The organism is Peribacillus sp. P4_C12 (genome assembly GCF_056402095.1).
The window spans coordinates 1-25,895 of sequence record NZ_JBFUIB010000004.1 but is presented as its reverse complement, the minus strand read 5'-3'; the positions used below and the strand labels follow the sequence as shown (position 1 = coordinate 25,895).

The window sequence follows — 25,895 nt, the reverse complement described above, 5'->3', positions numbered from 1 at the left end:
TAGACTTATTACAATTTATTGAAATCAAATGTTTTAGACTTAAACTATACCGAAAAAAAAGACTCTACAGATTGGGTCTGTAAAGTCTCTCTATGCCTTATACGTTAAAACGGAAATGGATTACGTCGCCGTCGTTAACGATATATTCTTTACCTTCTAATCGTACTTTGCCCGCGTCCTTTGCAGCGCTATGGCTTCCTGCTTCAAGTAGGTCATTATACGAAACGATTTCGGCACGGATGAAACCGCGTTCGAAGTCTGTGTGAATGACACCTGCACATTGAGGTGCTTTCATACCTTTACGGAACGTCCAAGCACGTACTTCCTGAACTCCAGCAGTAAAGTATGTTGCCAAACCTAGCAGGTTGTATGAAGCACGGATCAATTGATCAAGACCGGATTCCTCGATGCCGAGTTCAGATAGGAACATTTCCTTTTCTTCACCTTCAAGCTCCGCAATTTCTTCTTCAATTTTTGCGCAAATTACGATAACTTCTGCGTTTTCTTTCGCAGCATATTCACGAACTTGTTGAACATATTCATTATCAGCAGCATTAGCCACTTCATCCTCACTTACATTCGCTACATAAAGAGTCGGCTTCGCTGTAAGCAAGTGCATGCCCTTCACGATTTTTTGCTGTTCTTCAGTAAATTCAACTGAACGAGCTGGTTTTTCTTCTTCCAATGCTTCTTTCAAAGCGACAAGGATTTCATGCTCAGCCACTGCGCCTTTATCTTTCTGCTTGGCCATTTTTCCAACGCGGTCGATTCGTTTATCAACAGATTCCAAATCAGCAAGAATCAATTCAAGATTGATGACTTCAATATCATCTATTGGATTTACTTTTCCAGAAACGTGAGTAATGTTATCGTCAGAGAAGCAACGAACGACTTGACAAATTGCATCAACTTGACGAATATGAGAAAGGAATTTATTCCCAAGACCTTCCCCTTTACTAGCTCCTTTTACAATCCCAGCAATATCCGTGAATTCAAACGCCGTTGGCACTGTCTTTTTCGGCTTCACCAATTCAGTCAATTTTTGCAAACGATGATCAGGCACTTCTACAATCCCGACGTTTGGATCAATTGTACAAAAAGGATAGTTGGCAGATTCCGCACCTGCCTGAGTTATTGCATTAAATAAAGTGGATTTACCTACGTTAGGCAAACCAACTATACCAGCTGTTAAAGCCATTTATATTTCACTCCTTCAAGATAATTCGTACATATGGAAAAAGATAAATCTTCTATAAAAACAAAATCTAATTACCTAAACCTTTCCCAATTATAGATTTCACTTCTTAAAAAGACAAGTAAATCATTGAGATAGTAAGACCGCTCTCTCTCCATGAAAAAAGCATGATCAATCCTCATGCTTTTGTAGAACTTTTTTCATTTTCTTTGCAAATTCACGTCGAGGCAACATCACGCTATGACCGCAGCCTTCGCATTTTATCCGGATATCCATACCCAGCCGGATAATTTTCCACTTATTGACCCCACATGGATGTGGTTTTTTCATTTCGACAATATCCTTCAGTGCAAATTCTTTTTCATCCATAACCATGAGCCCCCTAGTTCCTACGACTCGCTGCCGCTATATGTAGATTTAATTCCACTTAAATCAAGAGCAGCACTTATTTCTTTTCTTAACATTCTACTAATTTCGACATGATACATCGGCTTTGTTTCAGCTGTAACTCGAAGGACGATTTCATCAGGACCTACTGTTTCAATTCCCAAAAATTCAGGGGCATTAATTAAGGCTTCGTATTTACCTTCCATACTACTTAAAAGATCGATCAGCACTTTTTCAGCAAGCTCGACTGATCCATCATTAGGTATGGTCACATCAACAACAGCCATACTGTTTAAGATAGAATAATTTGTAACTTGGATAATACTACCGTTAGGTATGAAGTGCAATTCCCCTGAGCTACTTTTAATTTTTGTTGTACGAAGCCCAATTTCGAGAACTTCACCCTCAAATGTATTAATTTTAATATAGTCCCCAACCGAGAAGTGATCTTCAAAAATCACAAAGAACCCTGTGATAATATCTTTGACCAAACTTTGAGCACCAAACCCAATGGCCAAACCGAGTACACCAGCACCAGCAAGTAACGGCATTACCTCAATTCCAAAAATATCCAGAATCATTATCAAGGCAATGAAATTGATGACATAGGTAATGATATTTTCCAGCAATTTAATGAGTGTCGCTTCCCTGCGCTCCGATACCCGAATGGGACTTCTTAAACGTGCTTTGAAAAATTTATTCAGAATAGTCTTTCCTATTCTAATAATAATACGCGATAACAACAGAACAAGGAAGATTTTAATAATTCCCTCACCCATCAGTAGCCATACTTTTTCATCCAATATTTCTTTTATAATGTTATTATAAATGCTATCCATCTTTTCCTCCTGCCTATTGCAAAATCCTGCAAAACTTTTAGATTCCCTATGACCTTCCTATTTTGGACGTATTCCTTCTACCCCTCAAGCCGAAAGATAACCCTAAATAAGAAAAGTTTTCTCTATTTTATCAATAAATATGGGTTTCTGTACAAAAAAAATATGGATATATAGGTAAGATAATTAGAAGTTTTTTCTATTTCCATGAATGATTTTTTGCTAGAGAGTATACATAACGACAATTGGTAGAGGAAGAAGCATCTTACTATTTCCCCTTCCCCCGTTTGCGTGTTCTTATCAAATAAATCCCCCACCGATTTTACATTAAATACCGTATATTTTTCCTTTTTTATCCGTATACTGTAATACCAAACGAAGTAAAGGAGTTGAGCCGATGAATCTGAATTCTAGTCTATTTAATAATAATAAAAATAGATTGAGCCGCATCCTACATGAAGATACGGATGCATCTAAACAAATTTCTCAAGAATTAATCAACCTTCTTCCAACTGGAAAGCTTCAACCTATCGTAATTGTCTGTATTGGCACAGACCGTTCTACTGGCGATTCCCTCGGTCCACTTGTCGGCACTCTGCTTAATGAAAAAACAGAAGACGGTGCCTCTTCTTTCCATGTTTATGGAACTCTCGATAATCCTATACATGCTATGAATTTACAGGAAAAATTAAATGAAATTAACAAAATCCATACCAATCCCTTTATCGTCGGAATCGATGCTTGCTTAGGAAAATTGAAAAGTGTCGGCATTGTTCAAATTGGCCAAGGTCCGGTGAAACCTGGCGCTGGAGTCAATAAAGATCTACCTTCTGTTGGTAATGCCCATATTACTGGAATCGTGAATGTCAGTGGATTCATGGAGTTTATGGTCCTACAAAATACTCGTCTTAATCTAGTCTTAAAAATGGCCAAAACCATTGCAGAGGGTATTTATGAAGCACAAAATCATTATCCAGTAAAACCAACTTTCACTCCATTCTCCTGGTCATTCAAGCAGGAAAAAACTCTTTGATTCTAATGTTCCTGAAAAGTTTGGCCGAGTATAAAAATAAAGGAAGGGGTTCACCCCTTCCTTATTTTTATAAATAATACATGATTGTAACTAGAATTGCTGTAATCATTATTCCTGGAAGCAGGTTAGCCACCCTGATTTTGGTGACACCGATAATATTCAAGCCAATCGCTAAAATCATGACTCCTCCAGTTGCTGTCATTTCAAGAATGAATGAATCCATTAACGCAGTTGGGATCAAAGTATTAATTTGCCTTGAAAAAATGGCAATGAATCCTTCATAAAGAATGATAGGGAATGCTGAAAAAAGTACACCAATGCCAAGAGTACTGGACAGAACTAGCGCTGTAAACCCATCAATAATCGATTTTGTTATTAAAACATCATGATCATTACGGATCCCACTATCCAAGGCACCGATAATGGCCATCGCTCCAATGCAAAATATGAGCGTGGCTGTTACGAATCCCTGTGATATCGAAGTTCCTTTTTTCGCTTTCATCCGACGTTCAATCCAATTGCCTAAAGAATTAAGCCTGGCTTCAAGATTCATCCATTCTCCAAGCACAGCGCCTCCCACAATACTTATAATGACCATGATAAAATTATCACTTTTAAAACCCATCTGCAATCCTAAGACTATAACGGTCAAACCGATACCACTCATAACCGTTTCTTTTATCTTCTCAGGTATATGCTGTAAAAACATTCCCAAAATCGACCCGATTAAAATACAAGCCCCATTCACAAAAGTCCCCAATAAAACCAACTTATTCACCTAATTCTCTACAGTAAAGATCCCCTGTCGTATATCTTCATTAAAAAATCGTCTCTCAAAGAAGGGACTAAGAGGAAAGGTTTTCTTGATCAATCAAGTCTAATATTCTCTCTAAATCTTCTTTGGAAAAGAATTCGATTTCTATTTTCCCTTTTTTCTTGCTTTGTTTAATAGTCACGCTTGTTCCTAGTCTTTCACGTAGACTTGACTCCCGCTGCTTTATAAATATGTCTTTTTTCACTTGTTTCGCAGGTTTAGTTTCACGTGAAACCGTATCATTTAATTGATGAATATATTGCTCTAGCTTTCGGACATTCATTCCTTCTTTGAGAATTTTGTCTATAACTGGCTGAAGCAACTCTTTTTTCTTTAATCCTAGTAATGCACGACCATGCCCCATAGAAATTTCACCTTCAGAGATATAACTCCTTATCTTTTCAGGCAAAGATAGTAATCGAACATAGTTAGCAATATGCGGCCGACTTTTCCCCAAGCGAATAGCCAACTGTTCTTGAGTGATTTCTAATTTTTCAAGCAGGGTTTGATAAGCAGCCGCTTCCTCGATTGGGTTTAAATCTTCCCGTTGAAGGTTTTCCAAAATGGCCAGTTCCATCATCTGTTGTTCATTCAGTTCCCTCACAACAACCGGTACTGTCTTTAAACCAGCTTCTTTTGCGGCACGATAACGTCTCTCCCCAGCCACAATTTCATAGCCTTTAATACTTTTCCGGGCAATAATCGGCTGTAATATCCCATGCTCTATGATTGATTGCTTAAGTTCTTCTATCGCTTCAGGTCGAAAACTTTTCCGGGGCTGATAAGGATTTGGTCTTAATTCCCTCAATTTAATTTCCCGCACGATTTCATCTTTACTGATTTCCCCATTGTTGAATAGTGCGTTTAGACCTTTGCCAAGTCCCTTAGCCATTTGACACCACTTCCTTTGCCAGTTCTAGATAGACCTCCGCTCCTCGTGACTTTGGATCATAAATAATTATCGGTTCTCCATGGCTCGGCGCTTCACTCAATCGGACATTACGTGGAATGATGGTTTGATAAACTTTATCCTGAAAGTATTTTTTGACTTCCTCAATAACTTGAAGACCCAAATTTGTTCTAGCGTCCAGCATCGTCAATAGCACACCTTCGATTTTCAAATCATGGTTTAAATGCTTTTGCACGAGACGGACCGTATTTAAGAGCTGACTTAAGCCCTCCAATGCATAATATTCGCATTGTACAGGAATTAAAACAGCATCAGCAGCTGTTAATGCATTTAGGGTAAGCAGTCCTAATGATGGTGGACAATCGATTACAATGTAATCATACTGACTCTGCACCTCTTCTAACGCCCTTTTTAAACGGACTTCCCTAGAGATGGTTGGAACAAGTTCTATTTCAGCACCTGCAAGTTGAATTGTCGCAGGTATAACATATAAGTTTTCAACCTTTGTTTCCAAGATAACGGTACTGGCTTCGACATCATCAACCAATACATCATAAATACATTGTTCTACATCTGCTTTATCAATACCTGCACCGCTTGTCGCATTTCCCTGCGGATCGATATCGACCAATAAGACTTTCTGTCCTATGTATGCAAGACAAGCACTAAGGCTGACAGAAGTTGTCGTTTTTCCAACACCGCCTTTTTGATTGGCAATGGCGAGAATCTTACCCACGAATTCACCTGCTTTCAACTATCTTTATACTCTATATCTAAATGCATTTACCGTAATTTTCTTTCTTTCTATTTTATCATGAATAATCCTGGAAGAAATCGTTTTCTGAAATTCCTCTTAAAATTTGGAATTTCCCTAAAAATGACCAAAAGATGCTGTTGAAAAGAGAGAATAAAAAAAGCTTGGTAATCGAAGACTACCAAGCGGGGGCTAAGGAAAAGGGGATCAAGTTTTCTTCTTAGGAATTTTAATCGTAAATTGATAATATTCCTCGAATTCCTCTTCCTCTGCATCCAAATTTATTCCATTGTCTGTTACCATATTCAACGATTGACGGATGGTATTTACCGCAATCCTCATGTCTTTACTAAACGCCTTTCGTTTTGGCTTCGGCTTAAGTACCGTTCCGGTGAGTAGCTTGACGACCCGCTCTTCTGTCTGCTTAACGTTATAGCCTTTTTCGATGATTTCCAAAAGTAGTTTGATCTGCTTTTCCGGACTTTTTAAAGGAATTAACGAGCGGGCATGACGTTCCGTAATTTGCTTTTGAAGAAGTGCATCTTGGACCTCCTTCGGCAGCTTAAGCAGCCGAAGCTTATTTGCCACGGTAGATTGGCCAATTCCGAGTCTTTGTGCCAGAGCTTCTTGAGTTAAACTATGAAGCTCTAATAGTTTCCCATAAGCTAATGCTTCTTCAATCGGTGTCAGCTCTTCACGCTGAAGGTTTTCTATCAGCGCAACTGAAGCCGTTTCTGTATCCGTAAAATCCTTAACAATAGCAGGTGCCAATTCCCAACCAAGCTTTTGCATAGCACGAAAACGACGCTCGCCTGCAATGATTTCGTATTTCCCCTGACCATGTGCCCTTACTACAATCGGTTGAATGATCCCGTGTGTATGAATCGTTTGAGCCAATTCTGCAATTTTATCGTCATTAAAAACGGTCCTTGGTTGAAATCGATTAGGCACAATATCAGAAATGGAAATTTTTCTTATTTCTTCGTTATTATTGCTAGGTGTCTCCATCTCTAGTTGCTGTTCTTCTTTTTCGCCAAACCCAAAGAACCGCGAAAAAGGATGCTTCATCTTCCTACACCACCTTTTAAAACTCCCAAATAACATATTCTCTATTGAAAGGACAAGTCCTGCATACATTTCCCGACATGGTTATACATATGGTCCATCGTTGTAAAAAACATGTCGACTATCGTCATTAAAGCAATAATGAGGCATAGACGCCCAGATATTATAGATATCTGCCGGCATGCCCGAGATTATTTCCCTGATTTTTCAAAAAGATAAAACTCCGACTTTCTCGCTCTGTAGGTAAACGAGGCATATGGTTGTAAAGAACACTTTGTCGGATATTCTCCTTCAGGTTTACTTATACATTTTTAAATGGATAAAAAAATCCTACATTTATAGTAAAAGAAAATTAGAACAAGTGCTAGCCAAAATCTATCTATCAGCCACAATGAATAGCCATAGTAAAAGGATTATTCAATGGGCTGTTTATTTGGTGTACCAGGTTTTCTAGGGTATTTTTTAGGAGTCTTCTTTACTTTTTTTACCGTAATGATGTTTCTTTCACTATTCTCTTCGGGCAATGTGAAGGGATAAATTTCTTCAATTTTTCCTCCTAATGTAAAAATCGCCTTCTTACCTGTATCCATTTCATCTTGTGCACTTGCCGCTTTCATGGCAATGAACGTCCCATCCGGTTTGACAAGCGGCAAACAAAGCTCACTTAAGACAGACATCCTCGCTACCGCTCTTGCCATAACAATATCATAGGATTCACGATGCTCTGGTTTTTGAGCGAAGGTTTCCGCCCGGTCATGGTAAAAGGAAACGCCCTTTAATTGTAACTCATCAGCAAGATGATTTAAAAAGGAGATCCGCTTATTCAAAGAATCCACGATAGATACGTGGATATTTGGGAAACAAATTTTCAAAGGAATGCTCGGAAATCCAGCTCCAGCTCCAACATCGCAAATCTTATAAGGCTTGTTAAAATCGAAATAGAAAGCTGCACTAATTGAATCATAAAAATGCTTTAAATAAACTTCTTCTTTATTCGTGATGGCGGTTAGGTTCATCTTTTCGTTCCATTCCACCAATAATCGATAATAGGTGTCAAACTGTTCAAGCTGACGAGGAGAAAGCTCGATACCCTTCTCCTGTAGTGCTTGTTGAAATTGTTCAATGTTCATGAATTCTTCAATCCTTTTCGGGTATTTCCGTTACTGAGAAACTCTGGCAATCTTACCTTGTTCCAAATAAACAAGCAAAATGGAGACATCAGCAGGATTTACACCGGAAATTCGTGAAGCCTGAGCTACTGATAGCGGGTGGACCTGTTTTAATTTTTGACGTGCTTCCGTTGCAAGACCGGAGATGGCATCATAGTCGATGTTCTCTGGAATTTTTTTATTCTCCATTTTTTTCAGACGATCGACCTGTTGCAGAGATTTCTCAATATATCCCTCATATTTAATCTGGATTTCGACTTGTTCCGTCACTTCGTCGCTTAGTTCGACATCACTTGGAGCCAGCTTCTGAATATGAGAATAATCCATTTCAGGACGTTTCAATAAATCGGACGCACGAATTCCATCCTTCAACTCACTGCCACCACTTGTGATAATAACGTCTTGCACTTCTTGCGTTGGTTTAATGAAGGTTGATTTCAGTCGTTCTTTTTCTACTTCAACTGCTTCCTTTTTCAAAAGAAAACGTTTGTAGCGGTCTTCTTTGATCATTCCAATATTGAAACCAATTTCCGTTAAACGTAAATCCGCATTGTCATGACGCAACAATAAACGATATTCTGCACGTGAAGTCAGCAAGCGATATGGTTCATTCGTACCTTTCGTAACAAGATCATCAATTAAAACTCCAATATAGGCATCCGAACGGCTTAAGATCAGTTCTTCTTTACCTATCGCATTCAATCCTGCATTAATACCAGCCATCAACCCCTGGCCCGCTGCTTCTTCGTAGCCGGACGTTCCGTTAATTTGGCCTGCTGTATACAAGTTTTTAACTTTTTTCGTTTCTAGTGTAGGCCAAAGCTGTGTAGGAACGATTGCATCATATTCAATTGCATATCCCGCACGCATCATTTCCGCCTTCTCGAGCCCTGGAACCGTTTGAAGGATTTTCACTTGTACATCTTCAGGTAGACTTGTTGACAGCCCTTGCACATAAACTTCCTTTGTATTGCGCCCTTCAGGTTCAAGGAAAATTTGATGGCGCGGTTTATCATTAAAACGTACAACCTTATCTTCTATTGATGGGCAATAGCGTGGTCCAGTTCCCTTAATCATCCCAGAATACATCGGTGAACGGTGTAAATTCTCATCGATGAGCTGGTGTGTTCCCTCATTCGTGTATGTTAACCAGCATGGCAATTGATCAGTGATGAATTTCGTTGTTTCATAAGAAAAAGCACGTGGAACTTCATCACCAGGCTGTATTTCTGTTTTGCTGTAATCAATGGATGAACTATTGACGCGAGGAGGCGTTCCAGTTTTAAAACGAACTAAATCAAATCCTAATTGCTCCAAATGTTCAGAAAGTCTGATGGAAGGCTGCTGATTGTTAGGACCGCTTGAATATTTTAGTTCCCCTAAAATAATTTCTCCACGTAAATATGTTCCTGTCGTGATTACGACAGTTTTCGCACGATACACTGCACCTGTTTTAGTAATGACACCCGTACAAACATCATTTTCAACAATTAATTCCTCAACCATTCCTTGAATTAATGTCAAATTTTCTTGATCTTCTATCGTCTTTTTCATTTCTTGCTGATAAAGATATTTATCAGCCTGTGCCCTCAACGCACGTACTGCCGGACCTTTAGCTGTATTCAACATCCTCATTTGAATATGGGTTTTATCAATATTTTTTCCCATTTCACCGCCTAAAGCGTCAATTTCTCTGACAACTATCCCTTTTGCCGGTCCGCCAATAGACGGATTGCATGGCATAAAGGCGACCATATCTAAATTAATGGTAACCATCAAAGTTTTAGCTCCAACTCTTGCAGCTGCAAGGCCTGCTTCACTACCAGCATGTCCAGCTCCAATAACAATAACATCATAGCTTCCTGCTTCGTATTGCATGTTTTCTCCTCCTTTTACTGTTATTTTCCTAAACAAAATTGCGAGAACAATTGGTTGATCAAATTATCCTGAACACTTTCACCAATGATTTCGCCGAGAAGCTCCCAGGCCTTTGTGAAATCAATTTGAACTAAGTCAATCGGCGTCCCCATGTCAATCGCTTCAATTGCATCCTCAATTGACTGTAATGCTTGACCAAGTAAGGCTATATGACGAGCATTCGAAACATAGGTTAAGTCTCCTGATTCTAAAGAACCCTCAAAGAATAAAGAAGCAATCGCATCTTCCAACTCATTGACTCCTTGATCCTCAAGTAAAGACGTAGAAACAATTTTATGCGATGCTGCCTTTTCCTTAACCTGATCCAAATTGATTTTTTGCGGAAGATCAGTTTTATTGATAATAACGATAACATCCATTCCTTTAACGGCTTGGAATAGTTTTTCATCTTCAGGTGTAAAGTCATCGGAATAGTTTAAGACAAGTAATATTAAATCTGCCTCTTTTAATACCGCACGAGAGCGTTCAACACCAATTCGTTCAACAATGTCCTCTGTTTCCCGAATCCCTGCTGTATCGACAAGTTTAAGCGGTACTCCGCGAACATTGACATATTCCTCAATTACATCACGTGTTGTGCCGGGAATATCAGTAACAATGGCCTTATTTTCATGAACTAAGCTGTTAAGCAAAGAAGATTTTCCGACATTTGGGCGTCCGATGATAACCGTCGCCAGCCCATCTCGCAGAATTTTCCCTTGCTGTGCAGTATGCAGGAGTTTCTCTATCTCCGTCTTCACATAGCTGCCTTTTTCCAAAAATAAACGATGTGTCATTTCTTCGACATCATCATATTCCGGGTAATCTATGTTTACCTCGACTTGTGCGAGGGTCTGTAAAATTTCCTGACGTAACTTTTGAATTAATTTCGAAAGCCGCCCTTCCATTTGCCCTAAGGCTACATTCATCGCTTTATCTGTTTTTGCCCGAATTAAATCCATAACAGCTTCTGCTTGGGAAAGATCAATCCTTCCATTCAAAAAAGCTCGTTTCGTAAATTCACCAGGTTCTGCTAAACGTGCTCCCTGTGAGAGGATAAGCTGTAATACCCGATTGACCGAAACGATCCCGCCATGACAATTTATTTCGACTACATCTTCTCTTGTAAATGTCTTTGGACCTTTCATAACAGAAACCATAACTTCTTCTATGATTTCACCTGTTTTCGGTTGAGTTAAGTGTCCGTAATGAATCGTATGTGATTTCACTTCGAGCAAACTTTTCCCGCCTGGTCCTTTAAAGATTCTATCGGCTATTTCTATGGCCTCATCACCGCTGATTCTTACGATGGCAATTGCCCCTTCCCCTAAGGGAGTAGAGATAGCGGTGATTGTATCGAATTCCATGCTTTCACCTCTTATATATTGATGTTTCTATATTTTTCCCATAATAAAATCGTCGAATTCCCTAAATAACTACAATACCACAGTATATTCATGAAAAAAAGTAGATACTCCTTCCTTTCAAGAGTTATCCACATGCATTAAAACCCATATTCTGTATCACTTATTTTAACTTATCCACATGTGAATAACAAATATAGCCCGCTTTCCCTCTTGCTCTTTTCTTAAATCCTTACTAATTACGAATGGTCAAAACAGAAACATGTCGAATATTGTTGAATTTTTCTTTTATTTTTAAAGAATTCAACAGACAACCAAAAAAAGAACCTCCGCTTAATAGCAGAAGGTTCATCTGATTGGAGTAATGACCAAATGGCGATATGGCTCTGTACCATTGGAATTTGTTTTGATTTTTGGGTAATGCAGTAGAGCATTATGAATGACCTTCCGTTCAAAGGATGGCATCGGCTCCAGTGAAACAGATTTACCAGTTTTTATTGCTTTATTTGCCATTCTTTCAGCCAATTGGATTAAAGTATCATTGCGGCGATTTCGATAATCTTCTGCATCTACAGTTACATTCAAAAACTGCTTCGAATAGCGATTTGCAACCAGCTGCGTTAAATACTGAAGGGAATTTAATGTTTGCCCCCGTTTTCCAATTAATAAAGCAATCTTTTCACCTGATAAATGAAACGTTACATTCTTACCTTGACGACGGACATCAATTTCTGCATTAACTCCCATGTTTTCACTGACATTCTTCAAAAATTTCAGTGACTCTTCAATAGGATCGGCTGGCAAAGTCACATGGACGATTGCCTTCCTTGCACCAAATAAACCAAAAAAACCTTTTTTGCCTTCATCTTCAATTTCAATCTCCACGCGATCCCTAGTGCTGTTCAGTTGAGCTAAAGCTAAATTTACTGCTTCTTCGACAGATTGTCCTGCAGCAGTTACTTTTTTCACTTTTTCTTTGCTCCTCCCGCGTTTTCCGCAGCTGCTTTTCTAAGATCTGGACCTTTAATGAAATACGTTTGAACGATACCGAAAATGTTACCTACTACCCAGTAAAGTGAAAGAGCAGCGGGAAATTTAATTGCAAAAACAACAATCATAATTGGCATGATGTAAAGCATCATTGTCATTTGTGCTGCCATTTGTGGATTAGAGTTCATTCCAACCATGGATAATTTTTGCTGAATAAAAGTCGTAATACCTGCAACAACCGGTAAAATATAATATGGATCCGGGGAACCTAAATCAAACCAAAGAAAGCTATGAAGAGCAATTTCTTCCGTACGGCTGATAGCATGGTAAAAACCGATCAAAATCGGCATTTGCACCAATATTGGTAAACATCCCGCCAATGGATTCACATTATATTTTGAAAATAAAGCCATCGTTTCTTGCTGTAGTTTTTGTTGTGTGGCAGCATCTTTTGAGCTGTATTTTGCTTGAAGTTCTTTCATCTCAGGCTGAATGGCCTGCATTGCTTTCGAGCTTTTCACCTGTTTGATCATAAGTGGAAGTAATGCTAAGCGAATGATTAGGGTAACACCGATAATCCCAAGACCATAGTTTTCCCCGAATGCTTCAGAGAGCCAAATAATCAGAGCTGATAATGGATAGACAATGTATTGATTCCAGAACCCTTCACTTTCTGCAGTTATAGGTTCTTTAATTTCCGTACACCCTGCTAACAACATCATTATAGAAGCTAGTCCAATAATGAGTAATATTCGTTTTTTCAACCGTAATTTCCTCCTAACTGCAATCAATCTTTTTTGAAACAATTTTGAACTATTTACAAGCAGACTTCAAGGAAAAGTCATCCACTTTTTGTACAGTCCAATAAGGAATTTTCTATGATATTTTTCTCAATGTTTACGACATTATCTGAGGAGTACTTAGTTTTCGATATAAAGGAGAACTTTATTGTTTTTTCATTATAAAGTTTAGTGATTTAGAACGTTTTAGGACATGGATCAAGCTGCTTTTCACTTGGGAAAAGTCCATTTCCGCCGCTGGCTTTCGAGCAATCACAATATAATCCTTACCATCTTCTATATCATCTTTCAATTCCAAAAACGCTTGCCGTATGTATCTTTTAATCTGATTCCGAACAACGGCATTCCCGATTTTTTTACTGACAGAAAGGCCTATCCGGAAATAATCCTGTTCGGGCTTTTCAAGGACATAGACAACGAATTGCCGATTAGCAGAGGATTCGCCCTTTTTAAACACAAGCTGAAACTCGTCCTCTTTCTTAATCCTTAACTTTTTTTTCATCTTTACACCTTCATTAAATGAATTGAGTCTCAGTAAATCCCTTATTTTGCGAAAAAAGACCACTGAGACTTTTCAGTGGTCTATGCAGATAATACTTTTCTGCCCTTACGGCGACGTGCAGCAATTACTCTACGTCCGTTTTTCGTGCTCATACGTGCACGGAAACCGTGAACTTTACTATGCTTACGATTATTCGGTTGATAAGTTCTTTTCATTATATGACACCTCCCTGAGGAATAACAGTTAAAGACAGTCTTTACAATTATATAGATGATGGTTTCTACTTGTCAACCTCATCCAAAAAAATATTTCTTTTTATGCTCAATGTCCAGTAGGTCTTTTTTTACTACCTAGCCTATTGTAAATGATTTTGCCTCGAACTGATATAGAAATTTTTGGTGAGAGGGAAATTTCCATGAATTTTTCCCTTAAACACATTTAAGCAGATCTCTTAGTTTACACGCTCCACTCTGAAAAGGAATCAGCAAAAATATAGGGAAGGCCTGGTTGTTTTTAAATGAACCATTGGGTTTGTCAGGATAGGTTTTAATATTTACGTTTTTGATAGCTATAACAACATGTTTTTCTGTCCTATTCGTTTTAAAGAAGCAGAGAAATAAATTTATATAATTCGTGCCAAAACTTCAGTCTGTGGATAAAATTCGACATGATTTTTCCTATCCACAACCTGTTTTATAGACTTTTGCACATAACAATAGCCTGTGGAAAAGTTTTTCCCACAGGCTCGGTAAGTTGTGGATAAAGTTTTCTAACCCATTGCAAGACGCCTGAATTTCTGATATTATATTTGTGTTTTCACTCTGAATAACTTTATCAACAGGTAAGGTTTATCCACAGACTGTGCATAACATGTGGATAGCTTATTCGACCTGTGTATATTAATCTGTCCACAAACGGTGGATATTGTCGAAAACCCTTTTTTCTTCTTTATTATATATTTCTCCAAATACCTGTTGATGAATAATCATCCAAACCTACATCACCTTACAAGATGTAGTCTGTACAAAGGTTGTACAGCGCAAGATATAGTAATAGGGACATCACATTATAGAACACTCCCTTATACAGCTCACCGAACCTTTGCTGTCAAAATTTATATTAAGACGGCAATCGATGAGTTTATTTGTGCCTATACATTTTAGATATTATTAAAAATATTTTGCAAAGGAGGGATAAGTTTGGATAACATCGATAGCCTCTGGAACCAGGCGCTCGGAAAAATTGAAAAAAAGATCAGTAAACCAAGCTTTGAAACTTGGCTTAAATCAACCAAGGCTTATTTACTACAAGGTGATACATTAACAGTCACCGCTCCCAATGAATTTGCCAGGGACTGGCTTGAAGAACGCTATTCACATCTTATTTCTGATGTATTGTTTGAACTTACCGGTGAGGAATTGGAAGCAAAATTCATCATTCCTCCCAATCAAGAAGATGGTGATTTTACTGTTCCTGTTCAGCCTAAAAAGATTAAAAAACAGGATAAAGAACATAATGCATTTCCTCAGCATATGTTAAACGCGAAAAATACCTTTGATACGTTTGTCATCGGCTCCGGCAATCGTTTTGCCCATGCCGCGTCTCTCGCTGTCGCAGAAGCTCCTGCTAAGGCCTATAACCCATTATTTATTTATGGAGGCGTAGGACTAGGTAAAACCCATTTAATGCATGCAATTGGGCATTATGTACTTGAGCATAATCCGAAGGCAAAGGTCGTTTATTTATCTTCTGAAAAATTCACGAACGAATTTATCAATTCAATCCGAGATAATAAAGCAGGCGAATTCCGTGATAGATACCGAAGTGTAGATGTTTTACTAATTGATGATATTCAATTTCTAGCAGGAAAAGAACAAACTCAAGAAGAGTTTTTCCATACATTTAATGCACTACATGAAGAAAGCAAACAGATTGTCATCTCGAGTGACCGTCCTCCAAAAGAGATCCCAACACTCGAAGATCGCCTCCGTTCCCGCTTTGAATGGGGTTTAATTACGGATATCACACCGCCTGATTTAGAAACGCGAATTGCTATTTTACGTAAGAAGGCAAAAGCAGAAGGTCTTGATATCCCAAATGAAGTTATGCTTTATATTGCCAATCAAATTGACTCGAATATTCGTGAACTTGAAGGGGCACTTATACGTGTTGTTGCTTATTCTTCGTTAATTAATAAGGATATTAATGCTGATTTAGCAGCCGAAGCATTAAAAGACATTATTCCAAGCTCGAAACCTAAAATAATCACCATCTTAGAAATCCAAAAAACAGTTGGTGAGCATTATAGTGTGAAATTGGAGGATTTCAAAGCGAAAAAACGGACTAAATCTGTAGCCTTTCCAAGGCAGATCGCCATGTATCTTTCCAGGGAGTTAACGGATTCATCTCTGCCAAAGATAGGGGATGAATTTGGTGGTCGCGATCATACGACCGTTATTCATGCGCATGAAAAAATTTCTAAACTCATGCAAACAGATACCCAGCTTCAACGTCAGGTCAAAGAAATACAGGATCAGTTGAAGGTATAGATGATTCTGGATAATGTGTATAACTGATGACTACTTACACACAGTCTGTCCACATGTGGATAGACTGTTTTTCCTTAGGTTGAGTCGACTTATCCACATATCAACAGGCCCTACTACTATTACTACTATCTTTTTTAATAAAAATTATTAATAAATATGCCTATTCGGCAATTAAAAATTTGGAGGATGAAACATGAGATTTATAATTCAAAGAGATCGATTAGTTCATAGTGTCCAAGAAGTAATGAAAGCAGTCACATCAAGGACAACGATTCCTATTTTAACGGGGATAAAAATAAGTGTTACAACTGAAGGTGTTACTTTGACAGGAAGTGATTCCGATATTTCCATTCAATCATTTATTCCAGCTGAAGTAGACGGTGATGAAATTGTTGAAGTGAAAAATAGCGGCGGAATTGTCCTAAATGCTCGTTTTTTCAGTGAAATTGTCAAAAAATTACCGATGGATACTGTAGAAATTGAAGTCGAAAACAACTTTCAAACAATTATTCGCTCAGGTAAAGCTGAATTTAACTTAAATGGACTGGATCCTGAAGAATACCCTCATCTTCCAATCATTGAGGAAGAAAATATTTTCAAGCTTCCAACAGACCTATTAAAAACTCTTATTCGTCAAACTGGCTTTGCAGTGTCCACCTCAGAAACACGCCCTATCTTAACAGGTGTAAACTTAAAGGTTCAAGATGACGAATTGACCTGTATTGCAACAGATAGTCACAGGCTGGCAATGCGCACAGCAAAAATTGAAAATAAAATTACTGGGACCTATAGCGTTGTGATTCCAGGCAAAAGTCTAAATGAATTAAGTAAAATCCTTGATGATACAAACGAACTCATAGAAATCGTCATTACCGAAAATCAAGTCTTATTCAAAGCAGAAAATTTATTATTCTTCTCCCGCCTACTTGAGGGGAATTATCCAGATACGTCCCGCTTGATTCCTTCGGATAGCAAAACGGATGTAACTGTTCACACAAAAGATTTTCTGCAAGCAATCGACCGAGCATCTTTATTGGCCAGAGAAGGCAGAAATAATGTGGTCAAACTGACAACTTTAGAAGGCCGCATTATCGAAGTCTCTTCTAATACACCTGAAATTGGTAAAGTAATTGAGGAAGTTCAAGCAGAAGCCATTGAAGGTGAGGATTTGAAAATCTCCTTCAGTGCTAAATTTGTTATGGATGCCTTAAAAGTTTTAGAAGGATCGGATATTAAAATCAACTTTACAGGTGCGATGCGTCCATTTGTAATTCGTCCGCTTCATGATGATTCTATGCTTCAATTAATTCTGCCTGTAAGAACTTATTAAGCTAAAATAATATTTCAAAAAAATTAAAGGCTTGTTTAGCAAGCCTTTAATTTTTTTATACTTAAATATAGGCCCCATAAGGTTTTTTACAGCGTTTTTAATTCTGAATAAAACCTAGAACTATAAAAAATAAGAGCGAAAAAAGCTATACTTTGTCTTAATGGGATTTATTTAGTAAAATGAAGTATTAAAGACTACTTAGAAATGAGTGAGGCATGAAATGGACTCCATAAAAATCAGCACAGAATATATTACGCTTGGACAATTCTTAAAATTAGCCGATTTGATTCAAAGCGGCGGAATGTCGAAATGGTTCTTAAGTGAATACGAGGTTTTCATTAATGGCGAATTAGACGTGAGAAGAGGCAGAAAATTAAGATCAGGTGATAAAATAGAGATTCCTGGATTTGGCGTCTTCACAATTACAAGCTAAAACATAAGGGAAGAGCGGAATATGTATATTGAAAATATAAGTTTGAGAAATTACCGCAACTATACCGAATTGAACCTGACTTTTGAGAATAAGGTCAATGTAATCCTCGGCGAAAATGCTCAAGGAAAAACAAATGTCATGGAATCTATTTTTGTTTTAGCAATGGCAAAATCTCACCGGACTTCAAATGATAAAGAACTTATTCGCTGGGATGAAGAGTATGCTAAAATAGAAGGAAGAGTTAGAAAGAGAAATACCTCAATACCACTTGAGCTGACCATTTCAAAAAAAGGGAAAAAGGCGAAGTGCAACCATATTGAACAAAGAAAATTAAGTCAATATGTTGGAAATATGAATGTGGTCATGTTTGCGCCTGAGGATCTTAACCTTGTAAAGGGAAGTCCTCTAGTCAGACGCCGTTTTATAGATATGGAAATTGGCCAGGTTTCTCCCGTATACCTTCATGATATGAGCCAATATCATAAAATACTTCAACAAAGAAATCATTACTTAAAGCTTCTGCAGACCCGGAAACAAACGGATACGACGATGCTTGACGTGCTAACTGATCAATTTATTCAGTATGCAGCGAAAATTGTCGAAAGAAGATACGAGTTTCTTTTAAAGCTCCAGCAGTGGGCAGAGCCAATTCACTCGGGGATCTCCAGAAATCTAGAAGTATTGAAAATCCAATATAAACCGTCGCTTGATGTATCAGAATCTATGGATTTGACGAAAATGATAGAAGTATACACAGAAAAATTTGATAAAATAAAAACAAGGGAAATTGAACGGGGTGTAACACTGGTAGGTCCTCATCGTGACGACCTGGTTTTTTTTGTGAATGACCGTGATGTCCAGACATATGGTTCACAAGGACAACAACGCACAACTGCCCTGTCATTGAAACTTGCCGAAATTGAGCTGATTCATGAAGAAATCGGCGAGTATCCCATTTTATTATTGGATGATGTGTTATCGGAACTTGACGATTTCCGTCAATCTCATTTACTGAATACGATACAAGGGAAAGTGCAAACATTCGTGACGACACCCTCTGTTGATGGAATCGATCATCAAACCCTAAGAGAAGCGTCCACCTTTTATGTTAGTCAAGGAAGTATAAAAAAGGTTAAATGATGAGGTGAATGTATGTATCTCCATATTGGTGAAGACATTCTTGTGAAAACGGACGATGTCATAGCCATTTTAGATAAGAAGCTGCTCCAGGCCTCACCAATCATGAGTGAGTTTTTGGAGAAAAAGTCTGATGTAACTTACCATTTAGCAAAAAACTCGGTTAAATCGATTGTAGTGACGGATAAACAGGTCTATTATTCACCGCTTGCGTCGTCCACTTTGAAAAAGCGTTCACTGCAGCCATCGTTATTAATCGATGATATAGATTCTCTTTAAATTTAAGCGATAACGTAATAATTACTCCTGAAAAATTGATAAATGCCAAAAGAAAAGTGTAGGTGATACGTATGACAATGGAACAAAAAGAAGTACAAGCTCAGGCATACGATGAGAATCAGATACAGGTTTTAGAAGGCTTAGAAGCAGTTCGTAAACGTCCGGGGATGTATATCGGTACTACCTCTGCAAAAGGACTTCACCATCTTGTTTGGGAAATTGTCGATAATAGTATTGATGAGGCACTAGCAGGTTTCTGTACTGAAATCAAAGTGACAATCGAAGAAGACAATAGCATAACAGTAGTCGATAATGGTCGGGGAATTCCAGTAGGTATCCATGAAAAAATGGGACGGCCAGCAGTAGAAGTAATCATGACGGTCCTTCATGCTGGCGGTAAATTTGGAGGCGGGGGTTATAAGGTCTCCGGTGGTCTGCATGGTGTAGGAGCTTCAGTAGTTAATGCCCTATCCACGGTATTGGAAGTGTATGTTCATCGTGAAGGCAAAATTCATTATCAGCAGTTTAACCGAGGGGTCCCTAGAGAAGATTTGAAAATTATCGGGGAAACCGATCATACAGGGACAACAGTACACTTTATTCCGGATCCTGAAATTTTCAAGGAATCCGTGGAATATGATTTCGATACATTAGCCACACGTATCCGTGAGCTTGCATTCTTGAATAAAGGCTTGAAGCTCATCATTGAAGATAAACGTGAAGAAGAAGATAAAATCAAGGAATACCACTACGAGGGCGGTATCAAATCTTATGTTGAGCATTTGAATCGTTCAAAAGAAGTCCTTCATGAGGAACCGATTTTCATGGAAGGCGAGAAAGAAGGTATATCTGTCGAATTAGCTTTGCAATATAATGACAGCTATATCAGTAACGTTTTTTCCTTTGCCAATAATATTCATACGTATGAAGGCGGTACACATGAATCAGGATTCAAGACTGCATTGACACGGGTTATCAATGATTATGCACGGAAAAACGGGCTCTTAAAAGAGGCCGACACCAATTTCTCTGGTGAAGATGTTCGTGAAGGGTTAACGGCAATTATTTCTATTAAGCATCCTGAACCGCAATTTGAGGGGCAAACCAAAACCAAACTTGGAAACTCAGAAGTAAGAACGGTTACTGATTCCATTCTTTCGGAAAGGTTGGATTCCTTCTTATACGAAAATCCTTCAGTTGCTAGAAAAATTGTTGATAAAGGGCAAATGGCGGCAAGAGCTCGTTTGGCAGCCAAGAAAGCACGTGAGTTAACTCGAAGAAAAAGTGCCTTGGAAGTCTCCAGTCTACCTGGTAAACTGGCAGATTGTTCGTCGAAGGATCCGTCTATCAGCGAATTGTACATTGTAGAAGGAAACTCGGCTGGTGGCTCAGCTAAACAGGGACGTGACCGCCATTTCCAAGCTATTCTGCCGCTAAGGGGTAAAATCCTAAATGTGGAAAAGGCGCGATTGGATAGAATCCTTCATAATATAGAAATTGGTACAATTATTACTGCACTCGGAACAGGTATTGGCGATGAATTCAATATTGAAAAAGCTAGATACCATAAAATTGTTATCATGACCGATGCGGATGTAGACGGTGCCCACATTAGAACTTTAATGTTGACATTCTTCTATCGCTATATGCGGAAAATTATAGAGTATGGTTATATTTATATTGCCCAACCACCTCTTTTCAAAATTCAGCAGGGTAAACGAGTGGAATATGCCTATAATGACCGCCAGCTAGAACAAATCATGACAAGTCTACCAAGCACTCCTAAGCCTAACTTACAGCGCTATAAAGGGTTGGGTGAAATGAACCCAGAGCAACTATGGGAAACAACAATGAACCCTGATACGAGAACGCTACTTCAAGTTAGTTTGAAAGATGCCATTGAGGCAGATGAAACTTTCGAAATGTTGATGGGAGATAAAGTAGAGCCGCGTCGTAACTTTATTGAGGAAAATGCGATTTATGTGAAAAACCTCGATATCTGATTTTTTTGACAGGATGAATTTACATCCTGTTCTTTACATAATGAAAGATCAGTTAAAAAAATGAGAGTAAAAGCTTTATAAAGGAGGTTGGCTCCATGTCAGAAAATGAAAGATCAGGTGTAAAAGAAATAAATATAAGTACCGAGATGCGTACATCTTTTTTGGATTACGCGATGAGCGTTATCGTATCCCGGGCGTTGCCTGATGTAAGGGACGGCTTGAAACCGGTACACAGAAGAATTCTTTATGCGATGAATGATCTTGGTATGACGTCGGATAAACCATTTAAAAAATCAGCCCGTATTGTCGGAGAAGTAATCGGTAAATATCACCCGCATGGTGACTCTGCTGTTTATGAAACGATGGTCAGGATGGCTCAGCCATTTAACTATCGTTATATGCTCGTTGATGGACACGGGAATTTCGGTTCGGTCGATGGTGACCAAGCGGCCGCCATGAGGTATACAGAAGCGAGAATGTCAAAGATTTCGATGGAATTGCTTCGTGATTTGAATAAGGATACGGTTAACTATCAGGATAACTATGATGGTTCAGAACGAGAACCAGCTGTTATGCCAGCCCGTTTCCCAAACTTATTAGTGAATGGTTCGTCAGGGATAGCAGTCGGAATGGCTACCAATATTCCGCCCCATCAATTAGGTGAGGTAATTGACGGTGTATTGGCTTTAAGTAAGAATCCTGATATAACGATTCCAGAATTGATGGAATTTATCCCTGGTCCAGATTTTCCAACTGCGGGTTTAATTTTAGGGCGCAGTGGAATTAGAAAAGCCTATGAAACTGGAAAAGGGTCAATCATTCAGAGGGCGAGAGTCGAAATTGAAGAGAAGTCCAATGGAAAACAGGTTATTCTAGTTAAAGAAATCCCTTATCAAGTGAACAAAGCAAGATTAATTGAAAAAATTGCAGAACTTGCTCGTGATAAGAAAATTGAAGGTATTACCGATTTACGGGATGAATCAGATCGTAACGGTATGCGTATTGTTATGGAACTACGAAAGGACGTAAATGCAAATGTCCTTTTAAACAACTTGTATAAGCACACTGCAATGCAAACAACCTTCGGAATCAACTTGCTTGCACTGGTGGATGGACAGCCTAAAGTATTGAACTTAAAGCAATGTCTGCACTATTACTTAGAGCATCAACAGGTAGTTATACGTCGTAGAACTGAATTTGAACTACGTAAAGCGGAAGCGCGTGCTCATATTTTAGAAGGTTTGCGAATTGCCCTTGATAATTTGGATGCGGTCATTACATTAATCCGTGGTTCCCAAACTACAGACATTGCCCGAGAAGGGTTAATGACACAATTTTCACTTTCTGAAAAACAGGCGCAAGCCATTTTAGATATGCGTTTACAACGCTTGACCGGTTTGGAACGGGAAAAAATTGAAGATGAATATCAAGCGTTAATGGCATTAATTGCAGAATATAAAGCTATCCTTGCTGATGAGGAAAAGGTTCTTGAAATTATCCGTGAAGAGCTTCTTGAAATTAAAGAACGCTTTAATGATAAAAGAAGAACTGAAATTACATTAGTCGGTTTTGAGAGCTTAGAAGATGAAGATTTGATTCCAGAGGAAAATATAATCGTGACATTGACTCATAACGGTTATATTAAACGTTTGCCTGCAACCACGTACCGCAGCCAAAAACGCGGAGGGCGAGGTATACAGGGAATGGGTACGAATGCAGATGACTTTGTTGGTCACTTGTTAACAACTTCGACTCATGACACACTATTATTCTTTACTAATAAAGGTAAAGTTTATCGTTCTAAAGGATACGAAATTCCTGAATATGGTCGGACGGCAAAAGGACTGCCACTTATTAATTTGCTAGAAGTTGATAAAGGTGAGTGGGTCAATGCAATCATACCGGTGAAGGAATTTGTCGATGATTGGTATTTATTCTTCACAACCAGACACGGTATATCAAAGCGTACACCACTGTCATCCTTTGCAAATATCCGCAATAACGGTTTAATTGCTTTAGGGCTACGAGAAGATGATGAGTTGATCTCTGTACGTCTTACGAATGGAGAGAAACAGATTATTATCGGAACAAAAGACGGAATGATGATTCGTTTCCCTGAAACGGATGTACGCACAATGGGACGTACTGCAGCTGGAGTAAAAGGGATTTCCTTAAGGGCAGATGACGAAGTAGTCGGCATGGAAATTCTTGAAGAAAATGAAGAAGTCTTGATTGTTACGAAAAATGGTTATGGAAAACGGACATCTGCTGAGGAATACCGTATTCAAAGCCGTGGTGGTAAAGGGATAAAAACATGTAATGTCACAGAGAAAAATGGTGAACTTATTGCCGTGAAAACAGTGACAGGAGAAGAAGAGGACTTGATGCTGATTACAGCAGCTGGTGTGTTAATCCGAATGGAAGTCGAAGGTATTTCTAAAACGGGTCGTAATACACAGGGTGTTAAGCTCATTCGTCTCGAATCTGCAGACAATGAATATGTTTCAACGGTGGCCATCGTTGGAAGAGAAGAAGAAGAAAAAGAAGAATTCGTTGAACAAGAAGAAGGAATAGAGCAGAATTCAACGAGTATTGATTTAGATTCTGATTCTAACGAAGTAGTCGAAAACGAAGAACCTGAAAAAGATACGGAAGAATAATCGTTTAATAATAGAGACCCAGCCATTATGCTGGGTCTTTTTTATGAAGTAATTGAGGGCTTTCAGGCGAATTCTCTCTAAAAGATAAAGTAAATGATGGGTATATAGTCATGTTTTTTGAGGGAAAATAAAGGTTTTATACTAATAAAAAGCTTTTTTTAGGTATTTAATCATGAAAAATATAGTTTGTTCCATGTTTTTCTAGTAAAATGATATTCATTAAATAACTGTTACAGAGGTGAACAGTTTTGCTAGTAAAAACTCACTATTTAGCTGAAGGATGTATTCTTTCAAAAGATATTAAAGGTCTTACGGACCGCCCTATCATGTATGAAAAAACAATATTGACTAAGGAATTAATAAAGACTTTGCAAGCCTTTTTAATAACAGAGGTTAGCGTTGAAAAAACATTAATTGATGGAAAAAAATTTTTACCGAAAGAAGTTATAGATAATGAACTGGTTGAAATAGAAGAGTTTTCAAATTTTATTAATTTAATCTGAAATCGGTTCAAACGTATAAGAGTTTATTTAAAAATTGGCAGGCTGGGAGCAAGGTAGAGGTAGCCATGATTCGTTCAATTCTTATTCCTTTAGTTGATAAAGTCTTGGAGAAACCAGGAAACATTCTGATACTACACCATTATTGCAATAAAGAAGATTACATGTATCATCATGCTATTTCAACTGGATTAATAGGGGGATATATTGCCTTTAAAATTCAATGCGATTTAGCGGATGTCTATCAAGTAGCTATTGGAGGCTGTTTGGCTGACTGTGGTATGGCTAAGCTGTCATCAAGGATTTTCAATAAAACGACGAGTTTAACTGTCGAAGAAAATGAGGAAATCCACAATCATCCCATTTTTAGCTATAAAATGATAAAAGATAGTTCTATCATTAAGGATAGTGTGAAGTTAGCTATTTTAGAGCATCATGGAAGGTTAGATGGAACTGGCTATCCCCAAACAATAAAAACTAAATCCATGCACGTATTTTCAAAAATCATTGCAGTTGCAGACGTTTTCCATGCCATGACTTCGGAAAGATTATATAGGAAAAAACAGTCACCATTTAAAGTAATGGAAATGATTTTACATGATGACTTTGGTAAATTTGATTTAGCGGTCGTTAAGACACTCTTATCAGGATTAGCTAATTTTTCTATTGGAAGTAAGGTCAAGTTGAACAATGGATCTATTGCTGAAATTGTTTTTATTGATCCAAGTGCTCAAACCAGGCCACTAGTTAAGGTAGTAGATAATGAACAAATAATTAATTTAGGGATAAATCGGGAGTTATATATAGAGGAAATCTTATAATGATAGAAAAAGCTTACTAATTTAATCAGGTAAGCTTGTTCTATTTTAAGTAGACAACCAAAGAATTGGGCGAAGTATTTTATTTATTTTAAAATAGCTCTTGCAATTACTTGTGATACTAGATATAATAACTAAGTCGACAGCGAGAGAAAAAAAGTTGTTGACAAAAAATAATATTATTGATATATTATTAAAGTCGCTTACGAGATAAACGACACTGAAATTGCTCTTTGAAAACTGAACAAAACAAAGCGCCAACGTTAATTTTTTAAAGTGAGCACACACTATCGAAAAAGCAAAATGAGCAAGTCAAACATTTCTTCGGAGAGTTTGATCCTGGCTCAGGACGAACGCTGGCGGCGTGCCTAATACATGCAAGTCGAGCGAATCGATGGGAGCTTGCTCCCTGAGATTAGCGGCGGACGGGTGAGTAACACGTGGGCAACC

General features: G+C 38.2%; 24 protein-coding genes and 1 rRNA gene. 11 read left to right on the top strand and 14 right to left on the bottom strand.

What is annotated here, in order from left to right; genetic code table 11:
• Positions 1 to 97: 97 nt before the first annotated feature.
• From ychF to AC1DUW_RS02240, 3 genes are all read right to left on the bottom strand, one after another.
• Entirely contained in the window at positions 98 to 1,198 is a 1,101-nt protein-coding gene (gene ychF, locus AC1DUW_RS02250; protein ID WP_053348320.1) for a redox-regulated ATPase YchF, read from the bottom strand.
• A 168-nt stretch (positions 1,199 to 1,366) separates the two neighbouring features.
• Positions 1,367 to 1,564, bottom strand: a complete 198-nt coding sequence (locus AC1DUW_RS02245; protein WP_053348319.1) for a DUF951 domain-containing protein — start codon at positions 1,562 to 1,564, stop codon at positions 1,367 to 1,369.
• A 20-nt stretch (positions 1,565 to 1,584) separates the two neighbouring features.
• A complete protein-coding gene (locus tag AC1DUW_RS02240; RefSeq protein WP_053348318.1) occupies positions 1,585 to 2,421 on the bottom strand; it encodes a mechanosensitive ion channel family protein in 837 nt (278 codons plus the stop codon).
• 394 nt (positions 2,422 to 2,815) lie between these two features.
• Here AC1DUW_RS02240 and yyaC point away from each other — a divergent pair, with 394 nt between their 5' ends.
• Positions 2,816 to 3,451 carry a spore protease YyaC gene (gene yyaC / locus AC1DUW_RS02235; protein ID WP_053348317.1) on the top strand — a complete coding sequence of 212 codons (636 nt, stop codon included), beginning with the start codon at positions 2,816 to 2,818 and terminating at the stop codon, positions 3,449 to 3,451.
• A 67-nt stretch (positions 3,452 to 3,518) separates the two neighbouring features.
• Here yyaC and AC1DUW_RS02230 read toward each other — a convergent pair whose 3' ends face one another.
• The 11 genes from AC1DUW_RS02230 to rpmH form a co-directional block, all read right to left on the bottom strand.
• On the bottom strand, positions 3,519 to 4,220 hold the full coding sequence (locus AC1DUW_RS02230) for a DUF554 domain-containing protein (RefSeq protein WP_053348316.1): 702 nt from the start codon (positions 4,218 to 4,220) through the stop codon (positions 3,519 to 3,521).
• 76 nt (positions 4,221 to 4,296) lie between these two features.
• Positions 4,297 to 5,157 carry a ParB/RepB/Spo0J family partition protein gene (locus tag AC1DUW_RS02225; RefSeq protein WP_053348315.1) on the bottom strand — a complete coding sequence of 287 codons (861 nt, stop codon included), beginning with the start codon at positions 5,155 to 5,157 and terminating at the stop codon, positions 4,297 to 4,299.
• Entirely contained in the window at positions 5,150 to 5,911 is a 762-nt protein-coding gene (locus AC1DUW_RS02220) for a ParA family protein (RefSeq protein WP_053348844.1), read from the bottom strand. Before AC1DUW_RS02220 ends, AC1DUW_RS02225 begins: the two co-directional genes overlap by 8 nt.
• Positions 5,912 to 6,136: 225 nt before the next feature.
• Positions 6,137 to 6,997, bottom strand: coding sequence for a nucleoid occlusion protein (gene noc, locus AC1DUW_RS02215; RefSeq protein WP_477641927.1), 861 nt, complete (start codon positions 6,995 to 6,997; stop codon positions 6,137 to 6,139).
• A gap of 410 nt (positions 6,998 to 7,407) precedes the next feature.
• Entirely contained in the window at positions 7,408 to 8,124 is a 717-nt protein-coding gene (gene rsmG, locus AC1DUW_RS02210) for a 16S rRNA (guanine(527)-N(7))-methyltransferase RsmG (protein ID WP_053348313.1), read from the bottom strand.
• A 30-nt stretch (positions 8,125 to 8,154) separates the two neighbouring features.
• A complete protein-coding gene (gene mnmG, locus AC1DUW_RS02205; RefSeq protein WP_053348312.1) occupies positions 8,155 to 10,041 on the bottom strand; it encodes a tRNA uridine-5-carboxymethylaminomethyl(34) synthesis enzyme MnmG in 1,887 nt (628 codons plus the stop codon).
• Between the two features lie 20 nt (positions 10,042 to 10,061).
• A complete protein-coding gene (gene mnmE / locus AC1DUW_RS02200) occupies positions 10,062 to 11,447 on the bottom strand; it encodes a tRNA uridine-5-carboxymethylaminomethyl(34) synthesis GTPase MnmE (RefSeq protein WP_053348311.1) in 1,386 nt (461 codons plus the stop codon).
• Between the two features lie 345 nt (positions 11,448 to 11,792).
• Positions 11,793 to 12,413: an RNA-binding cell elongation regulator Jag/EloR gene (gene jag / locus AC1DUW_RS02195; RefSeq protein ID WP_053348310.1), complete on the bottom strand. Its 621-nt coding sequence runs from the start codon at positions 12,411 to 12,413 to the stop codon at positions 11,793 to 11,795.
• Complete coding sequence (spoIIIJ, locus tag AC1DUW_RS02190; RefSeq protein WP_053348309.1) at positions 12,410 to 13,198, bottom strand: YidC family membrane integrase SpoIIIJ; 789 nt, start codon at positions 13,196 to 13,198, stop codon at positions 12,410 to 12,412. The genes jag and spoIIIJ overlap by 4 nt, the downstream gene beginning before the upstream one ends.
• 181 nt (positions 13,199 to 13,379) lie before the next feature.
• Positions 13,380 to 13,736 (bottom strand): ribonuclease P protein component, encoded by a 357-nt coding sequence (gene rnpA / locus AC1DUW_RS02185; RefSeq protein ID WP_053348308.1) that lies wholly within the window; start codon positions 13,734 to 13,736, stop codon positions 13,380 to 13,382.
• An 80-nt stretch (positions 13,737 to 13,816) separates the two neighbouring features.
• Positions 13,817 to 13,951 carry a 50S ribosomal protein L34 gene (gene rpmH / locus AC1DUW_RS02180; RefSeq protein WP_034316183.1) on the bottom strand — a complete coding sequence of 45 codons (135 nt, stop codon included), beginning with the start codon at positions 13,949 to 13,951 and terminating at the stop codon, positions 13,817 to 13,819.
• A 984-nt stretch (positions 13,952 to 14,935) separates the two neighbouring features.
• On the opposite strand from rpmH, the gene dnaA reads away from it, so the two are divergent.
• The 10 genes from dnaA to AC1DUW_RS02130 all read left to right on the top strand — a co-directional run.
• Positions 14,936 to 16,285 (top strand): chromosomal replication initiator protein DnaA, encoded by a 1,350-nt coding sequence (gene dnaA, locus AC1DUW_RS02175; RefSeq protein WP_053348307.1) that lies wholly within the window; start codon positions 14,936 to 14,938, stop codon positions 16,283 to 16,285.
• A 193-nt stretch (positions 16,286 to 16,478) separates the two neighbouring features.
• On the top strand, positions 16,479 to 17,615 hold the full coding sequence (gene dnaN, locus AC1DUW_RS02170; protein ID WP_053348306.1) for a DNA polymerase III subunit beta: 1,137 nt from the start codon (positions 16,479 to 16,481) through the stop codon (positions 17,613 to 17,615).
• Between the two features lie 220 nt (positions 17,616 to 17,835).
• Positions 17,836 to 18,048: a S4 domain-containing protein YaaA gene (gene yaaA / locus AC1DUW_RS02165; RefSeq protein WP_053348305.1), complete on the top strand. Its 213-nt coding sequence runs from the start codon at positions 17,836 to 17,838 to the stop codon at positions 18,046 to 18,048.
• A 21-nt stretch (positions 18,049 to 18,069) separates the two neighbouring features.
• Positions 18,070 to 19,188 (top strand): DNA replication/repair protein RecF, encoded by a 1,119-nt coding sequence (gene recF / locus AC1DUW_RS02160; RefSeq protein ID WP_053348304.1) that lies wholly within the window; start codon positions 18,070 to 18,072, stop codon positions 19,186 to 19,188.
• 12 nt (positions 19,189 to 19,200) lie between these two features.
• The gene (remB, locus tag AC1DUW_RS02155) at positions 19,201 to 19,464 is read left to right on the top strand and encodes an extracellular matrix regulator RemB (RefSeq protein WP_053348303.1); all 264 of its coding nucleotides are present in this window, start codon (positions 19,201 to 19,203) and stop codon (positions 19,462 to 19,464) included.
• A gap of 77 nt (positions 19,465 to 19,541) precedes the next feature.
• Positions 19,542 to 21,467 carry a DNA topoisomerase (ATP-hydrolyzing) subunit B gene (gene gyrB, locus AC1DUW_RS02150; RefSeq protein WP_053348843.1) on the top strand — a complete coding sequence of 642 codons (1,926 nt, stop codon included), beginning with the start codon at positions 19,542 to 19,544 and terminating at the stop codon, positions 21,465 to 21,467.
• Positions 21,468 to 21,562: 95 nt separating this feature from the next.
• Positions 21,563 to 24,127, top strand: coding sequence for a DNA gyrase subunit A (gene gyrA / locus AC1DUW_RS02145; RefSeq protein WP_053348302.1), 2,565 nt, complete (start codon positions 21,563 to 21,565; stop codon positions 24,125 to 24,127).
• 248 nt (positions 24,128 to 24,375) lie between these two features.
• A complete protein-coding gene (locus tag AC1DUW_RS02140) occupies positions 24,376 to 24,630 on the top strand; it encodes a hypothetical protein (protein ID WP_477641926.1) in 255 nt (84 codons plus the stop codon).
• 65 nt (positions 24,631 to 24,695) lie between these two features.
• The gene (locus AC1DUW_RS02135) at positions 24,696 to 25,448 is read left to right on the top strand and encodes an HD-GYP domain-containing protein (RefSeq protein ID WP_477641925.1); all 753 of its coding nucleotides are present in this window, start codon (positions 24,696 to 24,698) and stop codon (positions 25,446 to 25,448) included.
• Positions 25,449 to 25,766: 318 nt separating this feature from the next.
• Positions 25,767 to 25,895, top strand: a 16S ribosomal RNA gene (locus AC1DUW_RS02130); the annotation flags it as partial.

Excerpts from the sequence above, each read along its gene's own strand:
- ychF (WP_053348320.1), bottom strand. The coding sequence starts at position 1,198 with ATGGCTTTAACAGCTGGTATAGTTGGTTTGCCTAACGTAGGTAAATCC.
- AC1DUW_RS02245 (WP_053348319.1), bottom strand. The coding sequence starts at position 1,564 with ATGGATGAAAAAGAATTTGCACTGAAGGATATTGTCGAAATGAAAAAA.
- AC1DUW_RS02240 (WP_053348318.1), bottom strand. The coding sequence starts at position 2,421 with ATGGATAGCATTTATAATAACATTATAAAAGAAATATTGGATGAAAAA.
- yyaC (WP_053348317.1), top strand. The coding sequence starts at position 2,816 with ATGAATCTGAATTCTAGTCTATTTAATAATAATAAAAATAGATTGAGC.
- AC1DUW_RS02225 (WP_053348315.1), bottom strand. The coding sequence starts at position 5,157 with ATGGCTAAGGGACTTGGCAAAGGTCTAAACGCACTATTCAACAATGGG.
- noc (WP_477641927.1), bottom strand. The coding sequence starts at position 6,997 with ATGAAGCATCCTTTTTCGCGGTTCTTTGGGTTTGGCGAAAAAGAAGAA.
- rsmG (WP_053348313.1), bottom strand. The coding sequence starts at position 8,124 with ATGAACATTGAACAATTTCAACAAGCACTACAGGAGAAGGGTATCGAG.
- mnmG (WP_053348312.1), bottom strand. The coding sequence starts at position 10,041 with ATGCAATACGAAGCAGGAAGCTATGATGTTATTGTTATTGGAGCTGGA.
- mnmE (WP_053348311.1), bottom strand. The coding sequence starts at position 11,447 with ATGGAATTCGATACAATCACCGCTATCTCTACTCCCTTAGGGGAAGGG.
- rnpA (WP_053348308.1), bottom strand. The coding sequence starts at position 13,736 with ATGAAAAAAAAGTTAAGGATTAAGAAAGAGGACGAGTTTCAGCTTGTG.
- rpmH (WP_034316183.1), bottom strand. The coding sequence starts at position 13,951 with ATGAAAAGAACTTATCAACCGAATAATCGTAAGCATAGTAAAGTTCAC.
- dnaN (WP_053348306.1), top strand. The coding sequence starts at position 16,479 with ATGAGATTTATAATTCAAAGAGATCGATTAGTTCATAGTGTCCAAGAA.
- yaaA (WP_053348305.1), top strand. The coding sequence starts at position 17,836 with ATGGACTCCATAAAAATCAGCACAGAATATATTACGCTTGGACAATTC.
- recF (WP_053348304.1), top strand. The coding sequence starts at position 18,070 with ATGTATATTGAAAATATAAGTTTGAGAAATTACCGCAACTATACCGAA.
- remB (WP_053348303.1), top strand. The coding sequence starts at position 19,201 with ATGTATCTCCATATTGGTGAAGACATTCTTGTGAAAACGGACGATGTC.
- gyrB (WP_053348843.1), top strand. The coding sequence starts at position 19,542 with ATGGAACAAAAAGAAGTACAAGCTCAGGCATACGATGAGAATCAGATA.
- gyrA (WP_053348302.1), top strand. The coding sequence starts at position 21,563 with ATGTCAGAAAATGAAAGATCAGGTGTAAAAGAAATAAATATAAGTACC.
- AC1DUW_RS02135 (WP_477641925.1), top strand. The coding sequence starts at position 24,696 with ATGATTCGTTCAATTCTTATTCCTTTAGTTGATAAAGTCTTGGAGAAA.